Source organism: Arthrobacter ginsengisoli, assembly GCF_031456935.1.
Taxonomy (GTDB): domain Bacteria; phylum Actinomycetota; class Actinomycetes; order Actinomycetales; family Micrococcaceae; genus Arthrobacter; species Arthrobacter ginsengisoli.
Genome location: NZ_JAVDVQ010000006.1, coordinates 26,636 through 43,216 on the forward strand (window position 1 = coordinate 26,636; position 16,581 = coordinate 43,216).

16 protein-coding genes are annotated in these 16,581 nt (G+C 65.3%); 10 read left to right on the plus strand and 6 right to left on the minus strand.

The window, feature by feature from the left end; all coding sequences use genetic code 11:
- Nucleotides 1–225: 225 nt before the first annotated feature.
- Entirely contained in the window at nucleotides 226–1,575 is a 1,350-nt protein-coding gene (locus tag J2X01_RS08610; RefSeq protein WP_310055690.1) for a permease prefix domain 1-containing protein, read from the minus strand.
- Nucleotides 1,575–1,937: a PadR family transcriptional regulator gene (locus tag J2X01_RS08615; RefSeq protein WP_310055693.1), complete on the minus strand. Its 363-nt coding sequence runs from the start codon at nucleotides 1,935–1,937 to the stop codon at nucleotides 1,575–1,577. The genes J2X01_RS08610 and J2X01_RS08615 overlap by 1 nt, the downstream gene beginning before the upstream one ends.
- 168 nt (nucleotides 1,938–2,105) lie before the next feature.
- Here J2X01_RS08615 and J2X01_RS08620 point away from each other — a divergent pair, with 168 nt between their 5' ends.
- Nucleotides 2,106–3,296, plus strand: a complete 1,191-nt coding sequence (locus tag J2X01_RS08620; RefSeq protein WP_310055697.1) for a winged helix DNA-binding domain-containing protein — start codon at nucleotides 2,106–2,108, stop codon at nucleotides 3,294–3,296.
- A gap of 50 nt (nucleotides 3,297–3,346) precedes the next feature.
- Here the strand turns inward: J2X01_RS08620 and J2X01_RS08625 are convergent, their stop codons facing one another.
- Nucleotides 3,347–4,231, minus strand: a complete 885-nt coding sequence (locus J2X01_RS08625) for a helix-turn-helix transcriptional regulator (RefSeq protein WP_310055700.1) — start codon at nucleotides 4,229–4,231, stop codon at nucleotides 3,347–3,349.
- 132 nt (nucleotides 4,232–4,363) lie between these two features.
- Between J2X01_RS08625 and J2X01_RS08630 the strand changes: the two genes are divergently transcribed.
- The 3 genes from J2X01_RS08630 (at nucleotide 4,364) to J2X01_RS08640 (ending at nucleotide 7,874) form a co-directional block, all read left to right on the plus strand.
- Nucleotides 4,364–5,221 (plus strand): aldo/keto reductase, encoded by an 858-nt coding sequence (locus J2X01_RS08630; protein ID WP_310055702.1) that lies wholly within the window; start codon nucleotides 4,364–4,366, stop codon nucleotides 5,219–5,221.
- 201 nt (nucleotides 5,222–5,422) lie between these two features.
- Entirely contained in the window at nucleotides 5,423–5,944 is a 522-nt protein-coding gene (locus tag J2X01_RS08635; protein ID WP_310055704.1) for a flavodoxin, read from the plus strand.
- A gap of 235 nt (nucleotides 5,945–6,179) precedes the next feature.
- Entirely contained in the window at nucleotides 6,180–7,874 is a 1,695-nt protein-coding gene (locus tag J2X01_RS08640; RefSeq protein WP_310055706.1) for a SulP family inorganic anion transporter, read from the plus strand.
- Between the two features lie 36 nt (nucleotides 7,875–7,910).
- On the opposite strand, the gene J2X01_RS08645 is transcribed toward J2X01_RS08640, so the two are convergent.
- Nucleotides 7,911–8,834, minus strand: coding sequence for an AraC family transcriptional regulator (locus J2X01_RS08645; RefSeq protein WP_310055710.1), 924 nt, complete (start codon nucleotides 8,832–8,834; stop codon nucleotides 7,911–7,913).
- Nucleotides 8,835–9,104: 270 nt separating this feature from the next.
- On the opposite strand from J2X01_RS08645, the gene J2X01_RS08650 reads away from it, so the two are divergent.
- The 5 genes from J2X01_RS08650 (at nucleotide 9,105) to J2X01_RS08670 (ending at nucleotide 14,538) form a co-directional block, all read left to right on the plus strand.
- Complete coding sequence (locus J2X01_RS08650; RefSeq protein ID WP_310055713.1) at nucleotides 9,105–10,451, plus strand: ABC transporter substrate-binding protein; 1,347 nt, start codon at nucleotides 9,105–9,107, stop codon at nucleotides 10,449–10,451.
- Between the two features lie 40 nt (nucleotides 10,452–10,491).
- On the plus strand, nucleotides 10,492–11,460 hold the full coding sequence (locus tag J2X01_RS08655) for a carbohydrate ABC transporter permease (protein ID WP_310055716.1): 969 nt from the start codon (nucleotides 10,492–10,494) through the stop codon (nucleotides 11,458–11,460).
- Nucleotides 11,457–12,374: a carbohydrate ABC transporter permease gene (locus J2X01_RS08660; protein WP_310055718.1), complete on the plus strand. Its 918-nt coding sequence runs from the start codon at nucleotides 11,457–11,459 to the stop codon at nucleotides 12,372–12,374. Before J2X01_RS08655 ends, J2X01_RS08660 begins: the two co-directional genes overlap by 4 nt.
- Nucleotides 12,375–12,436: 62 nt before the next feature.
- On the plus strand, nucleotides 12,437–13,498 hold the full coding sequence (locus J2X01_RS08665; protein WP_310055721.1) for an NAD(P)-dependent alcohol dehydrogenase: 1,062 nt from the start codon (nucleotides 12,437–12,439) through the stop codon (nucleotides 13,496–13,498).
- A 59-nt stretch (nucleotides 13,499–13,557) separates the two neighbouring features.
- Nucleotides 13,558–14,538 (plus strand): carbohydrate kinase family protein, encoded by a 981-nt coding sequence (locus J2X01_RS08670; protein WP_310055723.1) that lies wholly within the window; start codon nucleotides 13,558–13,560, stop codon nucleotides 14,536–14,538.
- Between the two features lie 74 nt (nucleotides 14,539–14,612).
- Here the strand turns inward: J2X01_RS08670 and J2X01_RS08675 are convergent, their stop codons facing one another.
- A complete protein-coding gene (locus J2X01_RS08675; protein WP_310055726.1) occupies nucleotides 14,613–14,816 on the minus strand; it encodes a hypothetical protein in 204 nt (67 codons plus the stop codon).
- Between the two features lie 532 nt (nucleotides 14,817–15,348).
- Here J2X01_RS08675 and J2X01_RS08680 point away from each other — a divergent pair.
- Entirely contained in the window at nucleotides 15,349–15,729 is a 381-nt protein-coding gene (locus J2X01_RS08680) for a nuclear transport factor 2 family protein (RefSeq protein ID WP_310055731.1), read from the plus strand.
- Here J2X01_RS08680 and J2X01_RS08685 read toward each other — a convergent pair.
- Nucleotides 15,726–16,526 carry a DeoR/GlpR family DNA-binding transcription regulator gene (locus J2X01_RS08685; RefSeq protein ID WP_310055734.1) on the minus strand — a complete coding sequence of 267 codons (801 nt, stop codon included), beginning with the start codon at nucleotides 16,524–16,526 and terminating at the stop codon, nucleotides 15,726–15,728. The two genes, J2X01_RS08680 and J2X01_RS08685, sit on opposite strands and share 4 nt — an antisense overlap.
- Nucleotides 16,527–16,581 lie beyond the last annotated feature (55 nt).

Here is a 16,581-nt window from a genome sequence, read left to right on the forward strand (position 1 = left end):
TGAATGCCGTGGGAGCCAACACTTAATTGTAGGGACAGAACGGGCGAAAAATAGGGGCCGCAGCCGACCCGCATTTGTGCTGGTCAGGGTCCGCCGAAGGGGCCGGGATGTATCATGCGTCTACCGTGGCCGTAACGGGTCCCGATGGTCTACAGCCGCGGTAGGTGGCCCGCTCTGCGAAATCGGGGAAGAAGAGCGGGCTGCCGCCGACCCGTGCGGCGATGCCTAGACGAAGCCGAATACGGGCGGGAAGACCAGGACCACGACGGTTGCCCAGACGCCGTAGACCGGCAGATACTCCGTCTGCCAGCGCTCGACCGCGGCGAACCGGCGTCGGCTGCGCAGGAATCCGGCGGCGAGCCAGGCCGCCCGGAGCAGATGCACCAGCAGCAGGAGGTTCAGGCCAAGCGCGGCGACCTTGTTGGGGCTGAAGCCGAATTCGGCGATGCGGGTAAGCATTGCAGTCAGCATCACGGCATCCACCGCAAGGGCCGCGGCGACGAGGACCAGCTGCAGGGCATCGAACAATCCGGGAGGAGCGAGCGGGTCGCGGGCGGAAATCGAGTAGAGCAGCAGGCACAGGACCAGCACGAGGATTGCATCCATAAGGATCAGCAGGTTGCGGTCGATATCGACGAAGCCACCCAAGGTGGCCAGCGCGGCCAGAAGGACCAGCAACATCACAACGGTCAGGGGCGTAAAAACGCGGGTGAGGACGGGGGCGATGTTTTCGACGACCTGCTGCTTGGCTTCGACCAGCCACGTGGCGACGACGAGCGCGCCGGGCACCGCGAACGGTAGGATCCAGCCTTCCAGCACGGGTTCGAAGTCGGTGCCGATGACGCGCAAGATCGCCAGTGTGAGGGCGATCAGGACCGCACCGCCGAGCGCCAGCAGCGTGTAGTAGATCGCCAGCTCGCCGGTAAACCGGACGAAGTCCATGCGCCGCTGGCCGGACCGCCACCGCCCTCCAACGTAGGCCACTCCCACGAGCAGCCAGAGAATGACCGGGGCGTGCACTGCGGCGAGCATCTGGGTGGAACCGCCCGGGACGAACGGGAAGAGGTTGAGCGCGAGAGCCAGAACGGCAAATGAGCCGATCAGTGTCCCCGCCACCGCCCCGGAGAAGCGGCGTTTCCACGCGAAGTACGCGGCCAGGAACGGGAAGACGAGCAGGCAGAGGTTGCGCATCAGCGCGGCGCCGTCGTCGATCCACGCCATGCCAGCCTTGACTGCCACCCCCGCCCCGACGGCGAGACCAAGGACGACGGCCAGCTCGCGCCACGGTGGCGTGTTGGCGCCGTCGGGACCCTCCGGCACCAGGACCAGCTGCTTCCACAGCCGGTCGGAGTGTTCGCGGGCAAACTCGTGTGAGACGGCGTGGAGGTTGCCCATGCGCTTGATGGCGACGAGGAAGGCCTCCTCGTCATCGAGCCCGGTCGCCTGCCGGTCGGCGATCTGCTCGCGCAGGTGGTCTTCCAGTTCGTCGACGTCGGCGGGGGAGATCGCCTGGCTCCGCTGGACGTAGCCGCGCCACCGGTCGATCTGGGCCTCCAGCTCAGCGTGTGACGCCATCACGCCCACCCCTCAACCACGGCGGAAGGCCGCGGCGTGGTCTGCCACACCTGCCGCAGTGCGTCCGCGACGACGGTCCACTGCTGCTGGCGGTCGGCGAGGGCCTCTCGGCCCGCCGGCGTGATCGCGTAGTGCTTGCGCCGGCGCCCGGCGTCGGAGGTACTCCACAGCGACGATACGTAGCCGAGCCGCTCGAGCCGGTGCAGCAGCGGATAGAGCATCCCGTCGGTCCACTGCATGCCGCCGCCCGAGAGCTCACTGACACGTTTGAGGATGGCGTAGCCATAGAGATCGCCGCCCGCCAGGATACCCAGCACAAGCGGGGTGGCCGAAGCGGCGACCAGGTCTTTGTCAATGCGCACAACGTCTCCTATACCTAGATCTGAAGGGTATCAAACCCTAGCACCTCTAGGTATAGGAAACGGTCTCGGCACTCATGCCGTGAGCCCTGCAAGCATGCCCTGCCCCAGCCTCCCGCGGGATAGAGAACCTCACGCAGGTCGGCTGGCTGGCGGGGATAATATGTGCCAGTGGTTAACAGGGATTCGAGGGACGAGGTCATCGCGTTTCGTCTGGGCGCCCATCATCTCACCGAACGGTTGGGCGAGGGCGGGCTGCTCGACGTGGCCGGCCGGTGCGGGATTCAGAACAGCCCGCCCGGGTCGGCACTGCTTGCCCTGCACGCCAGGGTGGCAAACCTCACGCAGGAACAGGTGGCCGACGCCGTCGCCAAGGAGAAAAGCCTGCTGCAGACCTGGTGCATGCGCGGCTCGCCGTTCTACTTCCCGGTCTCGGACGCACCGGTGTTCACCACCGGCCTGCTACCGCCGACCGAGGAGGCGATGTGCCATCTCGTTCCCGGCGTGGAGCCGGCGTTGGACAACCTTGATTTGAGCCTGACCGAGACGGTCGCGCTGGCCAGCGCTGAGATCGGCGACGTGCTGTCCGGGCGCAGACTCGCCATCAACGACCTCGGCGCGGCGATTGCCCCACGAATTGCCCTCAGGCTGACGAAGCGGCAACGCGGCATCTGGGAAGCAGAAGGTCCCTATGCCCCGGGGCAACCGCTCGGCGAGGGTGTCGTTCATTTTTGCCTCCGCATCCTCACATTGCAGCGGGTGGTCTGCTTCGCCCCGCGCGCGGGGAACAAAGCACCATTCGTCCTGGTCGGCGAGTGGTTGGGCCATCCGATCCCGGACATCGACCCGGACCTCGCGCGCGCCGAACTGCTTCGCCGCTACCTGCGCTGCTATGGACCGTCGACACGCGCAGGCTTCGCCGCGTGGGCGGGGATCCATGCCGGTGACACCGGCCCCTGGTGGCGCTTGGTCGAGGACGAGCTGACACGAGTCGAGTTCGGCGGCCCATCCTGGATCCTCACCAAGGATCTCGACGCACTGCGGTCGGCACCGATGCCCAAGGGGGTTCGCCTGCTCCCGCCACGTGACCCCTATACCCAGATGCGCGACCGCGAAACGATCGTCGACAAGAAATACCACCGGGAAGTGTGGAAGACCGTCGGCGACCCGGGCACTGTTCTCGCGGGTGGCAAAATCACCGGCACATGGCGTCCACGCAAGAGCGGCCGGAAGCTGACCATCACCATCAGGACGTTCGACGCGCTGCCGGATCGGGACAGGAAATCGCTACAGCATGAGGCCGAGCAGGTCGGGCCGCTGCGCGGCGCGTCGTCCGTGGACGTCGATTTCGACACCTACTGAACTGAACGGCACAACCAGGCCCTCGTAGCGGTTTCGACAGGTCCGGGCGATCATGCCGTTGGCGGGATGAACGGTGTCTGGTTAGCCGGGCTTCTGTTGCTGCTGCTCCAGCTGGCCAGAAAGTCCAGTTGATCCTGGGCGCGGCTGCCCGGTTCGGCGGTGTAGGCGATCAGGGTTAGTCCCTCGCCGGGAAGCTCCAGGGCGTCGCCGGTGAGTTCGATCTCGCCGACGAGCGGATTGCGCATAGTTTTATGGGCTGTGCGATGAAAGCGAACGTTGTGCCGCGCCCAGCGTGTGGAGAACTCGGTGCTGCCGGCAGCGAGGTCACCAATGAGGTTGTTCAGAGACCGGTCCCGCGGGCTGCGCCCCGATTCGGTTCGCATTGCCGCCGCGAAGTCGTCGGCAAGAGTTTCCCAGTCAACAAAGAAGTCGCGGGAACGCGGATCCAAGAACATGAACCGGGCAAGGTTCATCGGCAGCGTGGCTGGGCCGAGGATGTCCATGTACAGGGCGAAGCAAAGGTTGTTGGCCGCCACGATGTCCATCCGGGCGTTCCGGACGTAGGCGGGCGTTCCGGTCATCCCAAGCAGGAGCCTTTCAATGCTTGGACGCACTTCAGACCGTGCCCGCCGGGCACCGGATGGCGGGGCAGGCGCGGCGGCTTTGGCCAAGTCATACAGGTGGGCGCGTTCTGCCTCGTCGAGTTGCAGGGCTCGAGCCAGGGAATCGAGAACGGAGTCGGACACTCCGCGCAGGTTTCCCCGCTCAAGGCGGGCGTAGTACTCGGTACTGACCCCGGTGAGCATGGCCACTTCCTCGCGCTTGAGTCCGGCCACCCTTCGGGTTCCTCCGTAGGTGGGCAGCCCGGCCTGGGCCGGCGTGATGCGCGACCGGCGGCTCATGAGGAACTCGCGGACGTCGTTCGAGTTGTCCATGGCCTCTACGCTACGGCGGGCCGGGTCCGTCTAACAGGAACTGTCAGTACACCGCACAACAGGCACTCCCACACCAGTAAGAGGGCTGGTTCTCTTGAAACAGACCCGTTTCCCTGTTTCGAAAGGACACTCATGAAGAATGTGACCCTCAACAACGGCGTCGAAATGCCCATCCTGGGCTTCGGTGTCTTCCAGATCCCCGAAGAAGAGACGCAGGCTGCCGTCGAAGCGGCCCTGGAGACCGGATACCGGCATCTGGACGCGGCTGCCTCCTACGGCAACGAAGAAGCGGTCGGTGCGGCCATCAAAGCCAGCGGCATCAAGCGTGAGGACCTCTTTATCACCACCAAACTCTGGATCCAGCACGCACCCACGGGCAGCGTCTACGACGACAGCAAGCGCTCGTTTCAGCATTCCTTGGACCGGCTTGGACTGGACTACTTTGACCTATACCTGATCCACCAGCCGCTTGGGGACTACTACAGCGAGTGGCGCGCCATGCAGGACCTGAACAAAGAAGGCCTGGCGCGGGCCATCGGGGTCTCAAACTTCCATCCGGACCGGCTGGTGGACCTCATCGACCATAATGAGATCGTCCCTGCGGTGAACCAGATCGAGACGCACCCGTTCCACCAGCGAGCCGGCGACCAGGAGCTGATGCGCGAACGCGGCGTCCGGATCGAGTCCTGGGGACCGTTCGCCGAGGGCAAGAACAACCTGTTCACCGATCCGGTCCTCAGCGCCATCGCCGACGCCCAGGACAAGTCCGTCGCCCAGGTGGTGCTGCGCTGGCTCATCCAACGCGACGTCGTCGTCATCCCCAAATCGGTCCGCCCAGAGCGCATGGCGCAAAACCTCGACGTCTTCGGCTTCACCCTTACCGACGAGCAGATGACCCAGATCGCGGCATTGGACACCGGCGCCAGCCTCTTCTTCGACCACCGCGACCCTGCCATGGTCAGCTGGCTGGGCGCACGCCGGTACAACTGAGCGCCGGACCGTGTTTTGGACACCAACCCGTTGAGGGTCAGCCGGCGATCCGCCCTTCGCGGGGTGGCCGCCGGCCTGACCGGGGCCCTGCTGGCCGCCGGAACAGCAGGCTGCACACCAGGAGGAACAGAAACAATGGCCCCACTGGATCAGGCTTCATCGCCAGTCACTCCCGAGCCTGGCCGGAGCGGTCGTCGCATTTTGCTGGCTTACTTTTCCAGGGCGGGCGAGGACTACTACTACTACGGTGGCCGCACCAATTTGGAGGTGGGCAACACCGAGGTGCTCGCCGGCATGATCAATGCCCTCGTCCCCTGCGACGTGCACCGCATCGAGGCGGTGGAGCCCTACCCGGACGGTTATGAAGCTACCGTGGCGCGCAACGTCCGCGAACAGAATCAGGACGCCCGTCCAGCGATCGCCAACCCGCTGCCCGTGATTGACCAGTACGACACCGTGATCCTGGCCAGCGGCATCTGGAACGTTAGGGCACCAATGATCATGGCCACCTTCGCCGAAAGCTACGACTTCACCGGTAAAACCATCTATCCCGTCACCACCCATGCCATGAGCGGGCTCGGCACCACCGCCCGCGACTACAGGCAGTCCTGCCGTGGGGCAAGGATCGCGGAAGGCCTCGCGGTCAACGGCGAGGAAGTCCGCGACGCAGGAGCTGACATAGAGTCCTGGCTCCAACGCACGGGACTCCTTCCGGATGGATAACCGCTAGCAGTCAGCCATCATCGTCGCAGCCACTCGACCGGCTCGCTCGGGCCCCGGATCGCTGTCTTGGACCGGCGTCGACACCACTCATTGCTGCGATTCACATCCATGTCCCGCCCAGCCGTTGTAAGCAGCAAACCGAGCTGGCCGAAGCCCTGCGCACAGTTGTCTGCGCAGGGCTGAGTTTGCCCGGTTATGGATGGCGGGCGGGGGCATGATGGGACATCATCAGAAGATGCGCCGATCCGGAAAGATTCCATTCTGGGCGGTCCCGCCGGCCCTGCGTGGCTACAGGATCGAGTGGCTGCGCTACGACCTGGTGGCCGGCGCCGCGCTCTTCGCGATCCTGGTCCCCGCGGGCATGGCGTACGCCCAGGCCGCCGGCCTTCCACCGGTGACCGGCCTGTACGCGACGGTAGTGCCCCTGCTTGTCTACGCAGCAGTCGGGCCATCGCGTGTGCTGGTGCTGGGGCCGGATTCCGCGCTCGCCCCGATGATCGTTGCCGCCTTGGTTCCCTTGGCCGCGGATAACGAGCAGAAATCCGTGGCGCTGGCGGGTCTCCTGGCCATACTGATTGGCGGCATCTTGCTGTTCGGTTCAGTGCTGAGGTTGGGAATCGTCACCGGACTGTTGTCCAAGCCCATCCGGCTCGGCTATCTCAACGGCATCGCCTTGCTGGTGGCTGTGTCCCAGCTTCCCACCCTCCTAGGGATCTCCGTGGAAGGCAGTACACCCTGGGAAAAACTCATCGCCGCCGCGCCGAAGGTGCTTGCCGGTGAGACCAATTTGACGGCGCTACTGCTTGGCCTGGTCTCGCTGGCGCTCATCTGGGTTCCCCGCTGGCTGAAATGGAAGGTTCCGGGCGTGCTCATTGCGGTAGTTGTGTCCTGCATCGCCGTGGCCCTGCTGGGACTCCAAGAGCGTCTGAAGGTCACCGGTGCCCTCCCGCAGGGGCTCCCTGCACCGGCCCTGGGCGGGATTGGCTGGGCCGACGTCCTGGCACTGTTGCCCGCCGCCGCCGGGATCGCCCTCATCGTCTTCGTTGATACCGGAACCCTGTCCCAATCCCTGGCGGCCGCAGAGGACGGCAGGGTATCCGGCAACCATGAAATGGCAGCGTTGGGTGCGGCGAACGCTGCCACCGGGCTGCTGGGTGGCTTCCCGGTGTCGGCCAGCACGTCCCGCACGCCGGTGGCAGTCGAGTCCGGGGCGAAATCCCAGCTCACGGGGGCCGTAGGTGCCGTCCTGGTGCTCGGCTTCATGGTCGTGGCGCCCGGCGTCACCGCGTTCCTGCCGGCCGCAACCCTTGCCGCCGTTGTCATCGCCGCAGCCGCAGCAATAGCCGACCCGGCCGGTGTGCGGCGGCTCATCGGCATGAGCGGCAGTGAATCGTTGGTGATGCTCGCGGCATTCCTGGGGGTCACCATACTGGGCGTCCTCCCGGGCATCGCCGTTGCCATCGGCCTGGCAATTCTGGACTTCCTACGGCGGGCCTGGGACCCTTACCGTGCTGAACTGGTGGACGTGCCCGGGGTACCGGGGTACCACGACGTGAGCCGTCATCCGGAAGGGGAACGCATCCCCGGCCTGTTGATCCTGCGCTTCGACGCCCCGCTGTTCTTCGGCAACGGAGCCTTGCTGGGGTCCTTCGTGCGCAACGAACTGGACCAGGCGCCGGACGGCACGGAACGCGTGGTGCTGGCCGCGGAACCAGTGACGGGAATCGACACCACTGCACTGGACGAGTTGGTGCAGCTTGACGAATGGCTGGACCGGCACGGCGTGGACCTGGTGTTCGCCGAGCTCAAAGACCCGGTCAGAGACAAATTGCTGCAGTACGGCATGGGCGCCCGCTTCTCTCCCGACCATTTCTACCCAACAGTGAGCGAAGCAGTGAGGGCGTTCCAACGGGAGGGTGGGGAAGCATAGGGAAACAGCCGGGCGCCCGCCCCTGTGCCGCGACCGTCAGTTCTGCACTCTCTGGCGGTAGTCCCGCGGGGTTTCGCCAGCGTCGTTGAGGAAGTGCCGGTTGAAATTGGACAGGTTCGAGAAGCCCACTTCGTAGCAAATGGCGGAGATGGCCTTGTCGCTGTGTTCCAGCAGGCGCCGTGCGTGGGCGAGCCGCAGTTTGCGGACCAGATCACTGAAGTTCTGGCCGGTGGCACGCTTGAAGTATTTCGAGAACGTCGGCTCCGACATTCCGACCAGCGCCGCGGCCTCGGACATCTTGACGCTGCCGGCGTGGTTGCTGAAGACGTACTCCAGGACGAGATCCACCACGGCCGCGGCCTGGCCGTCCAGCTGTGGCCTGAACCACTCTTCGGCGAGGTAGCGCCGTTCCTCCTGTGGTGCACGCGCCAGAACCATGAGGAGCTCAAAAAGGTGGTGAAGCCGCTCCAGGCCGTTGGAAGTGCCCATCGCGTTGATGGATGCGGCCGCAGACTCAGCAGTCCTTCCCAGGAACTCAATCCCGCGTGAGGACTGTTCCAGCAGGGGCTTGACCTCGGTTATTTCCGGAATGATCGCAGCGGCCTGCTCAACCCATTTTCCGTCGAACTGGATGAGTGCGTCCCTGCCCCGGAGGACCTCACCGGGCTGGAGGTCGCTGACCCAGTCGTGCGGCAGCCCCGAACCCACCAGGGCTACATGTCCCGCCTCGAACGTGCCGATGTGGTCGCCCACGATGAACTTTCCGGTGCCTTTCCGGATCAGGTGCAGCTCGTATTCGGGGTGGTAGTTCCAGCGTGCCACGGGGCTGGGGTAATCGTGCTCGTGCCACCTGACTGAATGGTTCGGGTCTTCCGGGATGACCTCCCGGTTGGCACGCATGCCGAGCAGTCTTTCTGCCAGCCTGGCCGCTGCGCCGTCGCTGGGGTCCGTCGCGCTCATCGGGCTTCTCCCTGGATGCGGGTTATGAAATATGGACACCACCATGGGTACCTGTTCCTAGGGTAGCGCCTGGCTGAGGGGAAGTCGGGAAAATTAGTATCGGAAACCGGCAACCATGGCGCTAGTTGTGTCCCATCCCACACGCCTAATCTTGAGGGACAGCAGCAAGGTAACCGGCCTCGAGCCCCTCGCCCCGTTTTCGCCCCGCACTCCGACGCAGCAGTCGGAACGGGGCGGCATCGCACCCCCTGAAGAACAAAGGAGTCCTTAATGCGCGCAAAAATACGCGTCGCCTCGTTGGCGGCAGGTGCCCTGTGCGTGGCACTCAGCGCCTCGGCCTGTGCAGGCGCCGGTGGAGGCAATTCCGCTGGCGACCCGAACAGCATCAATGTCCTGATGGTTAACAATCCCCAAATGGAGGACCTGCAGCGGCTCACCGCTGACAACTTCACCAAGGAAACCGGCATCCGGGTCAACTACACCGTCCTGCCGGAAAACGACGTCCGCGCCAAAATCAGCCAGGAGTTCTCAAGCCAGGCCGGACAGTACGACGTTGCGTCGCTGTCTAACTACGAAATCCCGTTCTATTCCGCCAACGGCTGGCTGGCGCCGCTGGACAACGTGGCCAAGGATGCCGAGTTCAACCAGGCGGACATCCTGCCGGCCTACACGGCCTCGCTGACCGGCGAGGACGGCAAGCTGTACGGCGAACCGTTCTACGGGGAATCCTCCTTCCTGATGTACCGGAAAGACATTCTCGATGCCAAGGGCCTGACCATGCCGGAGAAGCCCACCTGGGACCAGGTCGCTGATCTTGCTGCCAAGGTTGACGGTGCAGCTCCCGGGATGAAGGGTATCTGCCTGCGCGGCCAACCCGGCTGGGGCCAGGTCTTCGCACCCCTGACGACGGTGGTGAACACCTTTGGCGGCACCTGGTTCGACAAGGACTGGAACGCGCAGGTCAACGCTCCGGAATTCACTGCGGCCGTTGATTTCTACACCAAACTGGTCCGCGACCACGGTGAAGCGGGGGCCGCCCAGGCCGGGTTCACCGAATGCCTGACCAACATGAGCCAGGGCAAGGTCGCCATGTGGTACGACGCCACCTCGGCCGCCGGCGCCCTGGAAGCCGAGGACTCCCCGGTGAAGGGCAAAATCGGCTACGCCCAGGCTCCGGTGAAAAAAACCAAATCCTCGGGCTGGCTGTGGACCTGGTCCTGGGCCATGCAGGCGGCCTCCAAGAAGCAGGACGCCGCCGGGAAGTTCATCGCCTGGGCCAGTTCGAAGAAGTATGAGGAACTGGTCGCCTCCAAGCTCGGCTGGTCCAAGGTCCCGTCTGGGAAGCGGATTTCCACCTACGAGAATGCCGACTTCCAGAAAGCCGCGCCATTCTTCAAGGCCGAACGCTTTGCCATTGAGAACGCCGATCCGAAGAACCCCGGCCTCCAGCCGCGGCCGGCGGTCGGCATTCAGTTTGTCGGAATTCCCGAGTTCGCGGCCCTCGGCACCAGGGTGTCCCAGGGTGTCAGCTCCGCCATCGCCGGCCAGGGCACTGTCGCCGACGCAGTGGCCAAGGGCCAGGAAGCCGCCCAAAAAGTCGGCGACAAGTACAAGTAATCACCACCGAATAATCACCACCGAACCGCAGGAGAACATTATGACTACCGCAACGGCGCGCGTCTCCCGGCACGGGAGCAGCACAGCCAAACCTTCCAAGAACGCCAAGGCGCGCGAACGCGCCGTGGCCTGGGCACGGCGCGCTCCGCTGCTGCCGGCCCTGGTCTTCCTCATCATCGTGACCCAGCTTCCGTTCGTGGTGACCCTGGTAATTTCGTTCATGAACTGGAACAGCCTGAGCCCGGACAAGACCGGATTCGCCGGCTTTGAGAACTACGTCCAAGTCCTCACGGACCCCTACATGCAGCAGGCGATCGTCACCACCATCATCGAGACGGTCTCCGTGGTCCTGGTCAGCCTGGTCCTCGGCCTTGGCCTGGCTCTGCTCCTGGACAAGAAGTTCATCGGCCGCGGACTGGCCCGAACCCTGCTGATCGCACCGTTCCTGATCGTTCCGGTAGCCGCGGCGCTGATCTGGAAGCATGCCATTCTCAACCCCGTCTATGGCCTGATCAACGGCTCGCTTACCTGGGTTTGGGCGCTCTTCGGCAGCGACACCCCGCCCCAGCCGGACCTGCTGTCCTCGGCGCCGCTGATGGCCATCATCATCTCGCTGGTCTGGCAGTGGACCCCGTTCATGATGCTCATCCTGCTCGCCGGTCTGCAGTCCCGTCCGATGGACACCGTTGAAGCCGCCCAGATGGACGGCGCCAGTCCCTGGAATATTTTCCGCCACCTCACGCTGCCGCACCTGCGCCAATACTTGGAACTGGGCGGACTGCTCGGCGCCATCTACATCGTGCAGAATTTCGACGCTACCTTCGTCATCACCTCCGGCGGCCTGGGCACGGCCAACCTGCCCTATGCCATCTACGAGACGTTCTACTATGCCAACGAATACGGCCTGGCCTCCGCCGCCGGCGTCGTGGTGGTCATCGGCACCATCATCGTGGCGACCTTCGCACTCCGCACCGTATTCTCGCTCTTCAAGAAGGAGGCAGCACGATGAGCACCCTCACCCCGGCCAATCCCAGGTCATCAGTCCCCGCCCCGCACGCCCGCACAACCGGTTCACGGCGCCGCGGCAAGTCGCGCATGGACCCCACGCGCAACAACACGGCCGCCGGGATCGCGGCCTGGCTGCTGGCCCTGCTGTTCGCGGTACCGGTCCTGTGGATGATCCTGACCTCGTTCCACTCGGAAATGGACGCGGCGACGAACCCTCCCTCCATCGCCGCCGGCCTAAACCTGGACGCCTACAAAGAGTTCTTCGGGGCAACGTCCGGTGTCAGCCCGTGGCCGTCGCTGATCAACTCCGCCACCGCCTCGATCTTCTCCACCGTGCTGGTTCTGCTGCTGGCCATCCCGGCAGCCTACGCGCTGTCCATCCGGCCGGTGAAGAAGTGGACCGACGTCATGTTCTTCTTCCTCTCCACCAAGATGATGCCCGTGGTCGCCGCCGTCCTGCCGCTCTACCTCTTCGCCAAAACCGCCGGGGCCCTGGACAACATCTGGTTCCTGGGCCTGATGTACACGTCGATGAACCTGCCCATCGCCGTATGGATGATGCGCTCCTTCCTCGACGAAGTGCCGGTCGAAATGTTGGAGGCCGCGCAGATCGACGGCGCTGGCCTGCTGCTGACGCTTCGGAAAGTCGTCGCCCCCGTGGCGATGCCGGGCATCGCCGCCACCGCCCTGATCTGCTTCATCTTCAGCTGGAACGAACTTCTCCTGGCCCGGGTGCTCACCGGGGTGGTCGCCGGCACCGCCCCGGTCTTCCTCACCGGCCTCGTCTCCAGCCAGGGACTGTTCCTCGCCAAGGTCTGCGCGGCCGCCGTGGTGGTGTCCCTGCCGGTGCTGTTCGCCGGTTTCGCCGCCCAGGACAAGCTGGTCCAGGGCCTCTCCCTGGGTGCCGTGAAATAGCGCCGTCAAGTAGCCGGCCGCTGCCCCACTTCGATCTGTACAGGAAAAAAAGGAGTACTTCGATGACAACATCAACCGCACAGTCCGGCACCTCCGGACATCCGGAAGTGCCGGCAACGATGCGCGCCGCCGTCCTGAAACGCCAGGGCGACATGGCCATGCAAACCCTGGCCGTTCCGAAGCTCGACGCCGACCAGGTACTGGTGCAGGTCGCCGCCGTCGGCGTCTGCGGCAGCGACGTCCACTACTACGAGCACGGCCGGATCGGCGACTACGTCGTGGACCACCCGCTGATCCTCGGCCACGAGCTCTCCGGCCGGATCGCCGCCGTCGGCAGCGCCGTTGACGCCGCCCGCATCGGCCAGCGGGTCGCCGTCGAGCCTCAGCGGCCCTGCCGCACCTGCAAGCAGTGCAAGGCCGGACGGTACAACCTGTGCCCCGACATCGAGTTCTACGCCACCCCGCCGATCGACGGCGCCTTCGCCGAATACGTGAGGATCCAGAGCGACTTCGCCTACGACATCCCGGACAGCGTCAGCGACGAGGCGGCCGCCCTGATCGAACCGCTCTCCGTCGGCCTCTGGGCCTGCGAACGCGCCCAGATCAAGCCCGGCAGCCGGGTACTGATCGCCGGGGCCGGCCCCATCGGCATCATCGCCGCCCAGGCCGCCCGCGCCTACGGCGCCACCGAAATCTATATCTCTGACATCGCCGAAGACCGGCTGGCGTTCGCCCTCGAACACGGCGCCACCCACGCCCTGAACGCGAGGACGGAAAGCGTCGAAGGGCTCGACGTCGATGCGTTCATCGACGCCTCCGGCGCCCCGCAGGCCGTCCGTTCCGGGATCAAAGCCGTGGGACCGGCCGGCCGGGTCATCCTGGTGGGACTCGGGGCCGACGACGTCGAACTCCCCGTCTCCTACATCCAGAACCGGGAGATCTGGCTTTCCGGCGTCTTCCGCTACACCAACACCTGGCCGCTGGCCATCCAGCTGATCGCGGACGGGAAAGTGGACCTGGACATCCTGGTCACCGGCAGGTTCGCCCTGGCCGACTCCGAAGAAGCGCTCATCGCGGGCAAACAGCCCGGCCAGCTCAAGGCCGTCGTCTATCCCGGCCGCTAGCCGACCCGAAGCACACGGTCCAACATCCACGTTCAGCACCCACAAGCAAGGGAGCAGCCATGCCAGCACAAGAGACCGGCCCCCGACCAGGCCCCTCTGACGACGGATCCCTGGTCACCGTCATCGGCGAGTCACTCGTTGACATCATCGATGACCCGCGGCGGGGAACCCTCGAAGCGCACCCGGGCGGCAGCCCCCTCAATGTTGCCGTCGGCTGCTCCCGCCTGGACCTGCGGACCAGACTCATCACCCACTTCGCCGAGGACCCTTACGGGCAGCTGATCGCCCAGCATCTGCGCGGCAACGGCGTTGATGCCACGGCCGGCGGTTCCCGGCCGACCTCCACCGCAGTGGCGTCCCTGGACGCCGCCGGGGCCGCTGACTACACGTTCGCCATCAGCTGGGACCTCAACGGGGCATCCATTCCGGCGCTGGCAGCGGTGGAGGGCTCACTCCATGTCCACACCGGATCCATCGCGTCGGTGCTGTCCCCGGGCAGCGGGTCCGTGAGGCGGCTGATCGAGGCGGCCCGCCCGTGCGCCACCGTCAGCTTCGACCCCAACTGCCGGCCAGCCATCAGCCCCGACGCGGCCGAGGCCCGGGACCGGGCGGAGGACTTTGTTGCCGCCAGCGACGTGGTCAAGGCCAGCGACGACGACCTGCGCTGGCTCTACCCCGACAGGACGCCGGACGAGTCGATGGCAGCCTGGCTGGAGCTCGGACCGTCACTGGTGGCACTGACCCGCGGCGCCGACGGGCCCGTCATCATCACTCGGAAAGGCCGGGTGGAACTGCCGGGAGAAGCCATCACGGTGGCGGACACTGTCGGGGCGGGAGACTCCTTCATGGCGGCATTGATCTCCGGGCTCGCGCAGCTGGACGCGCTGGGCGCCGCCGCAAGATCACGCCTGCGCGGCATTACCCCGGAGGAACTGCAGGCCCTGGCCGCGTACGCGAACCGGGCCGCGGCCATCACTTGTTCCCGGCCGGGCGCCAGCCCGCCGACATCGGCCGAGCTGGGAACCTTGACCGGCAGCTGACCGTCGGCTGAGACAGAACGACGACGGCGGGAAAGTCCCGCCGTCGTCGTTGTGGTGTTGCGTGTGCTGTGGAGCTAGGAGGAGACCGACTCGAGGTTCGCTGCGCCATGGTTCAGGCTGAGCGTGAAGGTGTTGGGGCCGCTGGCGTGGACCGCGATGTTGCTCTTGGAGGTGTTGTGACGCACCGAGTGGTCGTGGATCAGGGCGTCCAGCTCGTGGTGCATGTTGGAGCGGTCCCAGAGCTTGTGGGTGACAGAGGTGGCAGTTTCAAACGTCATTGTTCAGTGCTTCCATTCATGATTCCGGAGGTCCGGCTGCCGCACCGATGCGGAGCCGCCGTGGGGCCAACCAGGAACGCCTGAGACCGTGGCTAGCTCTGCGAGCTCACCGGTATGGCCTCGTTGCGTCCACCAGGATGGTAAATCTTTTGCGCTGATTCACTGCCTCCGCTTGGCGTCGGAGTGGTCAGGGCTGCAGGCGTTGGGAAGTTTTCATCCTTACCCTGCCTTTTCATAGTGCATGGAGCGGCGCCCGCCACTCAAGCTGATGTCGCATTATGGCCCGTGAGTCTCGTCACAGTGGGGGTGGCGCGCCGTTACGGCAGTAAGGGGAAATTCGCCGTGTTGCACCGTGGCGCGAGAGGCGTCGCGACGTAGGCGAAGGCTGTGGCGAAAACTGCTGTGCGAGAGCAAAATGCATGACATGACACGGGATGAGCGTGGGAATTTCGACCTGGCGTGAGACAGGAGCCTGGCCTCATGCCAAGGCAATATAGCCACCAGGTGGTCCTCTAGCGATGGGGTGAAGACTGTGGATGAAGCCAATGCACACGAGAGTGTGGTCAACCGGCTGATCGATTGCATCAACGACCGTCGGGTTGAACTCATGGACGAGCTGTTTCATGACGACGCGGTCATGCACTGGCCGCAATCCGGAGAACTCGTGCGCGGCGCCGAGAATCGGCGGGGAATCTACAACGCCTTCCCGCAACTGCCGACCATCACGCCCCGCAGACTGGTCAGTGGCGGGGACTTGGTAATCGCCGAAGCGTCATTGGATTATGGCGGCCCGACGTATGAAACGGTCTTCATCTTCGAATTTCGGGACGGCAAGATTGCCAAGGAAACGGCGTACTGGAGTGAGGCCTTCGAAGCGCCACCCTGGCGCGCCCAGTGGGTTGAAAAAACCTAGGAGGGTGCCCCGGCGTCGCCGGCGGCGGCCCCGCCCGCCAGCCGCAACCGGCCCACCCGCTCACTCAGGATCCGCCGGGCTTCGCCGGGCAGTCCCTCGTCGGAGATCAGCTCGTCGGCTTCCTCCAGGCTGGCGATCGTGCTGATGCCGAACGTTCCCCATTTCGTGTGGTCGGCCAGAACCACCACCCGGCGGGCCGCTGCGACGAAGGCCCGGTCAGTTTCGGCCTCCAGCACGTTCGGCGTGGTGAACCCGGCGTCAGCATCGACGCCGTGCACGCCCAGGAAAAGCACGTCCAGGTGGAGCTGTTTCAGGGCCGACGTGGCCAGCGGTCCGACGAGGGCATCCGAGGGCGTGCGTTCCCCGCCGGTCAGGATCACCGTGGAGGGGGAGGTGCTCTGGTGGAAGACGTCGGCCACGCGCACCGAGTTGGTGACCACGGTGATCCGGGGACCGCCGGACAGCAGCTGCGCCAGCGCCCAGGTCGTGGTGCCCGCGCTGAGCCCCACCGCCATTCCCTCGCGGACCTGGGCGGCCGCCTCGTGGGCGATCGCCATCTTCTCGTCCTGCAGTTGCGTGGCCTTCAGTTCGAAGCCGGGCTCGTGCGTGCTCATTCCGCCGGGCAGCTTGGCCCCGCCGTGGATCTTCTCCACCGCGCCGGCCGCATCCAGCGCTTCGATATCCCGCCGCACGGTCATAAGGGACACGCCGAGTATCCGGGCGAGGTCCGCGACGCGGACGATCCGCTCGCGCTGGACCTCCGCGATGATGGCGGAGTGGCGGGCTGCGGCTAGCATTCTGTGTCCTTCGTGGTGCGGTGACAGGGGATTGCGGGGGAGCGGGCGGCGGCGG

Excerpts from the sequence above, each read along its gene's own strand:
- J2X01_RS08685 (WP_310055734.1), bottom strand. The coding sequence starts at position 16,526 with ATGCTAGCCGCAGCCCGCCACTCCGCCATCATCGCGGAGGTCCAGCGC.
- J2X01_RS08655 (WP_310055716.1), top strand. The coding sequence starts at position 10,492 with ATGACTACCGCAACGGCGCGCGTCTCCCGGCACGGGAGCAGCACAGCC.
- J2X01_RS08610 (WP_310055690.1), bottom strand. The coding sequence starts at position 1,575 with ATGGCGTCACACGCTGAGCTGGAGGCCCAGATCGACCGGTGGCGCGGC.
- J2X01_RS08630 (WP_310055702.1), top strand. The coding sequence starts at position 4,364 with ATGAAGAATGTGACCCTCAACAACGGCGTCGAAATGCCCATCCTGGGC.
- J2X01_RS08650 (WP_310055713.1), top strand. The coding sequence starts at position 9,105 with ATGCGCGCAAAAATACGCGTCGCCTCGTTGGCGGCAGGTGCCCTGTGC.
- J2X01_RS08625 (WP_310055700.1), bottom strand. The coding sequence starts at position 4,231 with ATGGACAACTCGAACGACGTCCGCGAGTTCCTCATGAGCCGCCGGTCG.
- J2X01_RS08665 (WP_310055721.1), top strand. The coding sequence starts at position 12,437 with ATGACAACATCAACCGCACAGTCCGGCACCTCCGGACATCCGGAAGTG.
- J2X01_RS08670 (WP_310055723.1), top strand. The coding sequence starts at position 13,558 with ATGCCAGCACAAGAGACCGGCCCCCGACCAGGCCCCTCTGACGACGGA.
- J2X01_RS08675 (WP_310055726.1), bottom strand. The coding sequence starts at position 14,816 with ATGACGTTTGAAACTGCCACCTCTGTCACCCACAAGCTCTGGGACCGC.
- J2X01_RS08645 (WP_310055710.1), bottom strand. The coding sequence starts at position 8,834 with ATGAGCGCGACGGACCCCAGCGACGGCGCAGCGGCCAGGCTGGCAGAA.
- J2X01_RS08660 (WP_310055718.1), top strand. The coding sequence starts at position 11,457 with ATGAGCACCCTCACCCCGGCCAATCCCAGGTCATCAGTCCCCGCCCCG.
- J2X01_RS08640 (WP_310055706.1), top strand. The coding sequence starts at position 6,180 with ATGCGCCGATCCGGAAAGATTCCATTCTGGGCGGTCCCGCCGGCCCTG.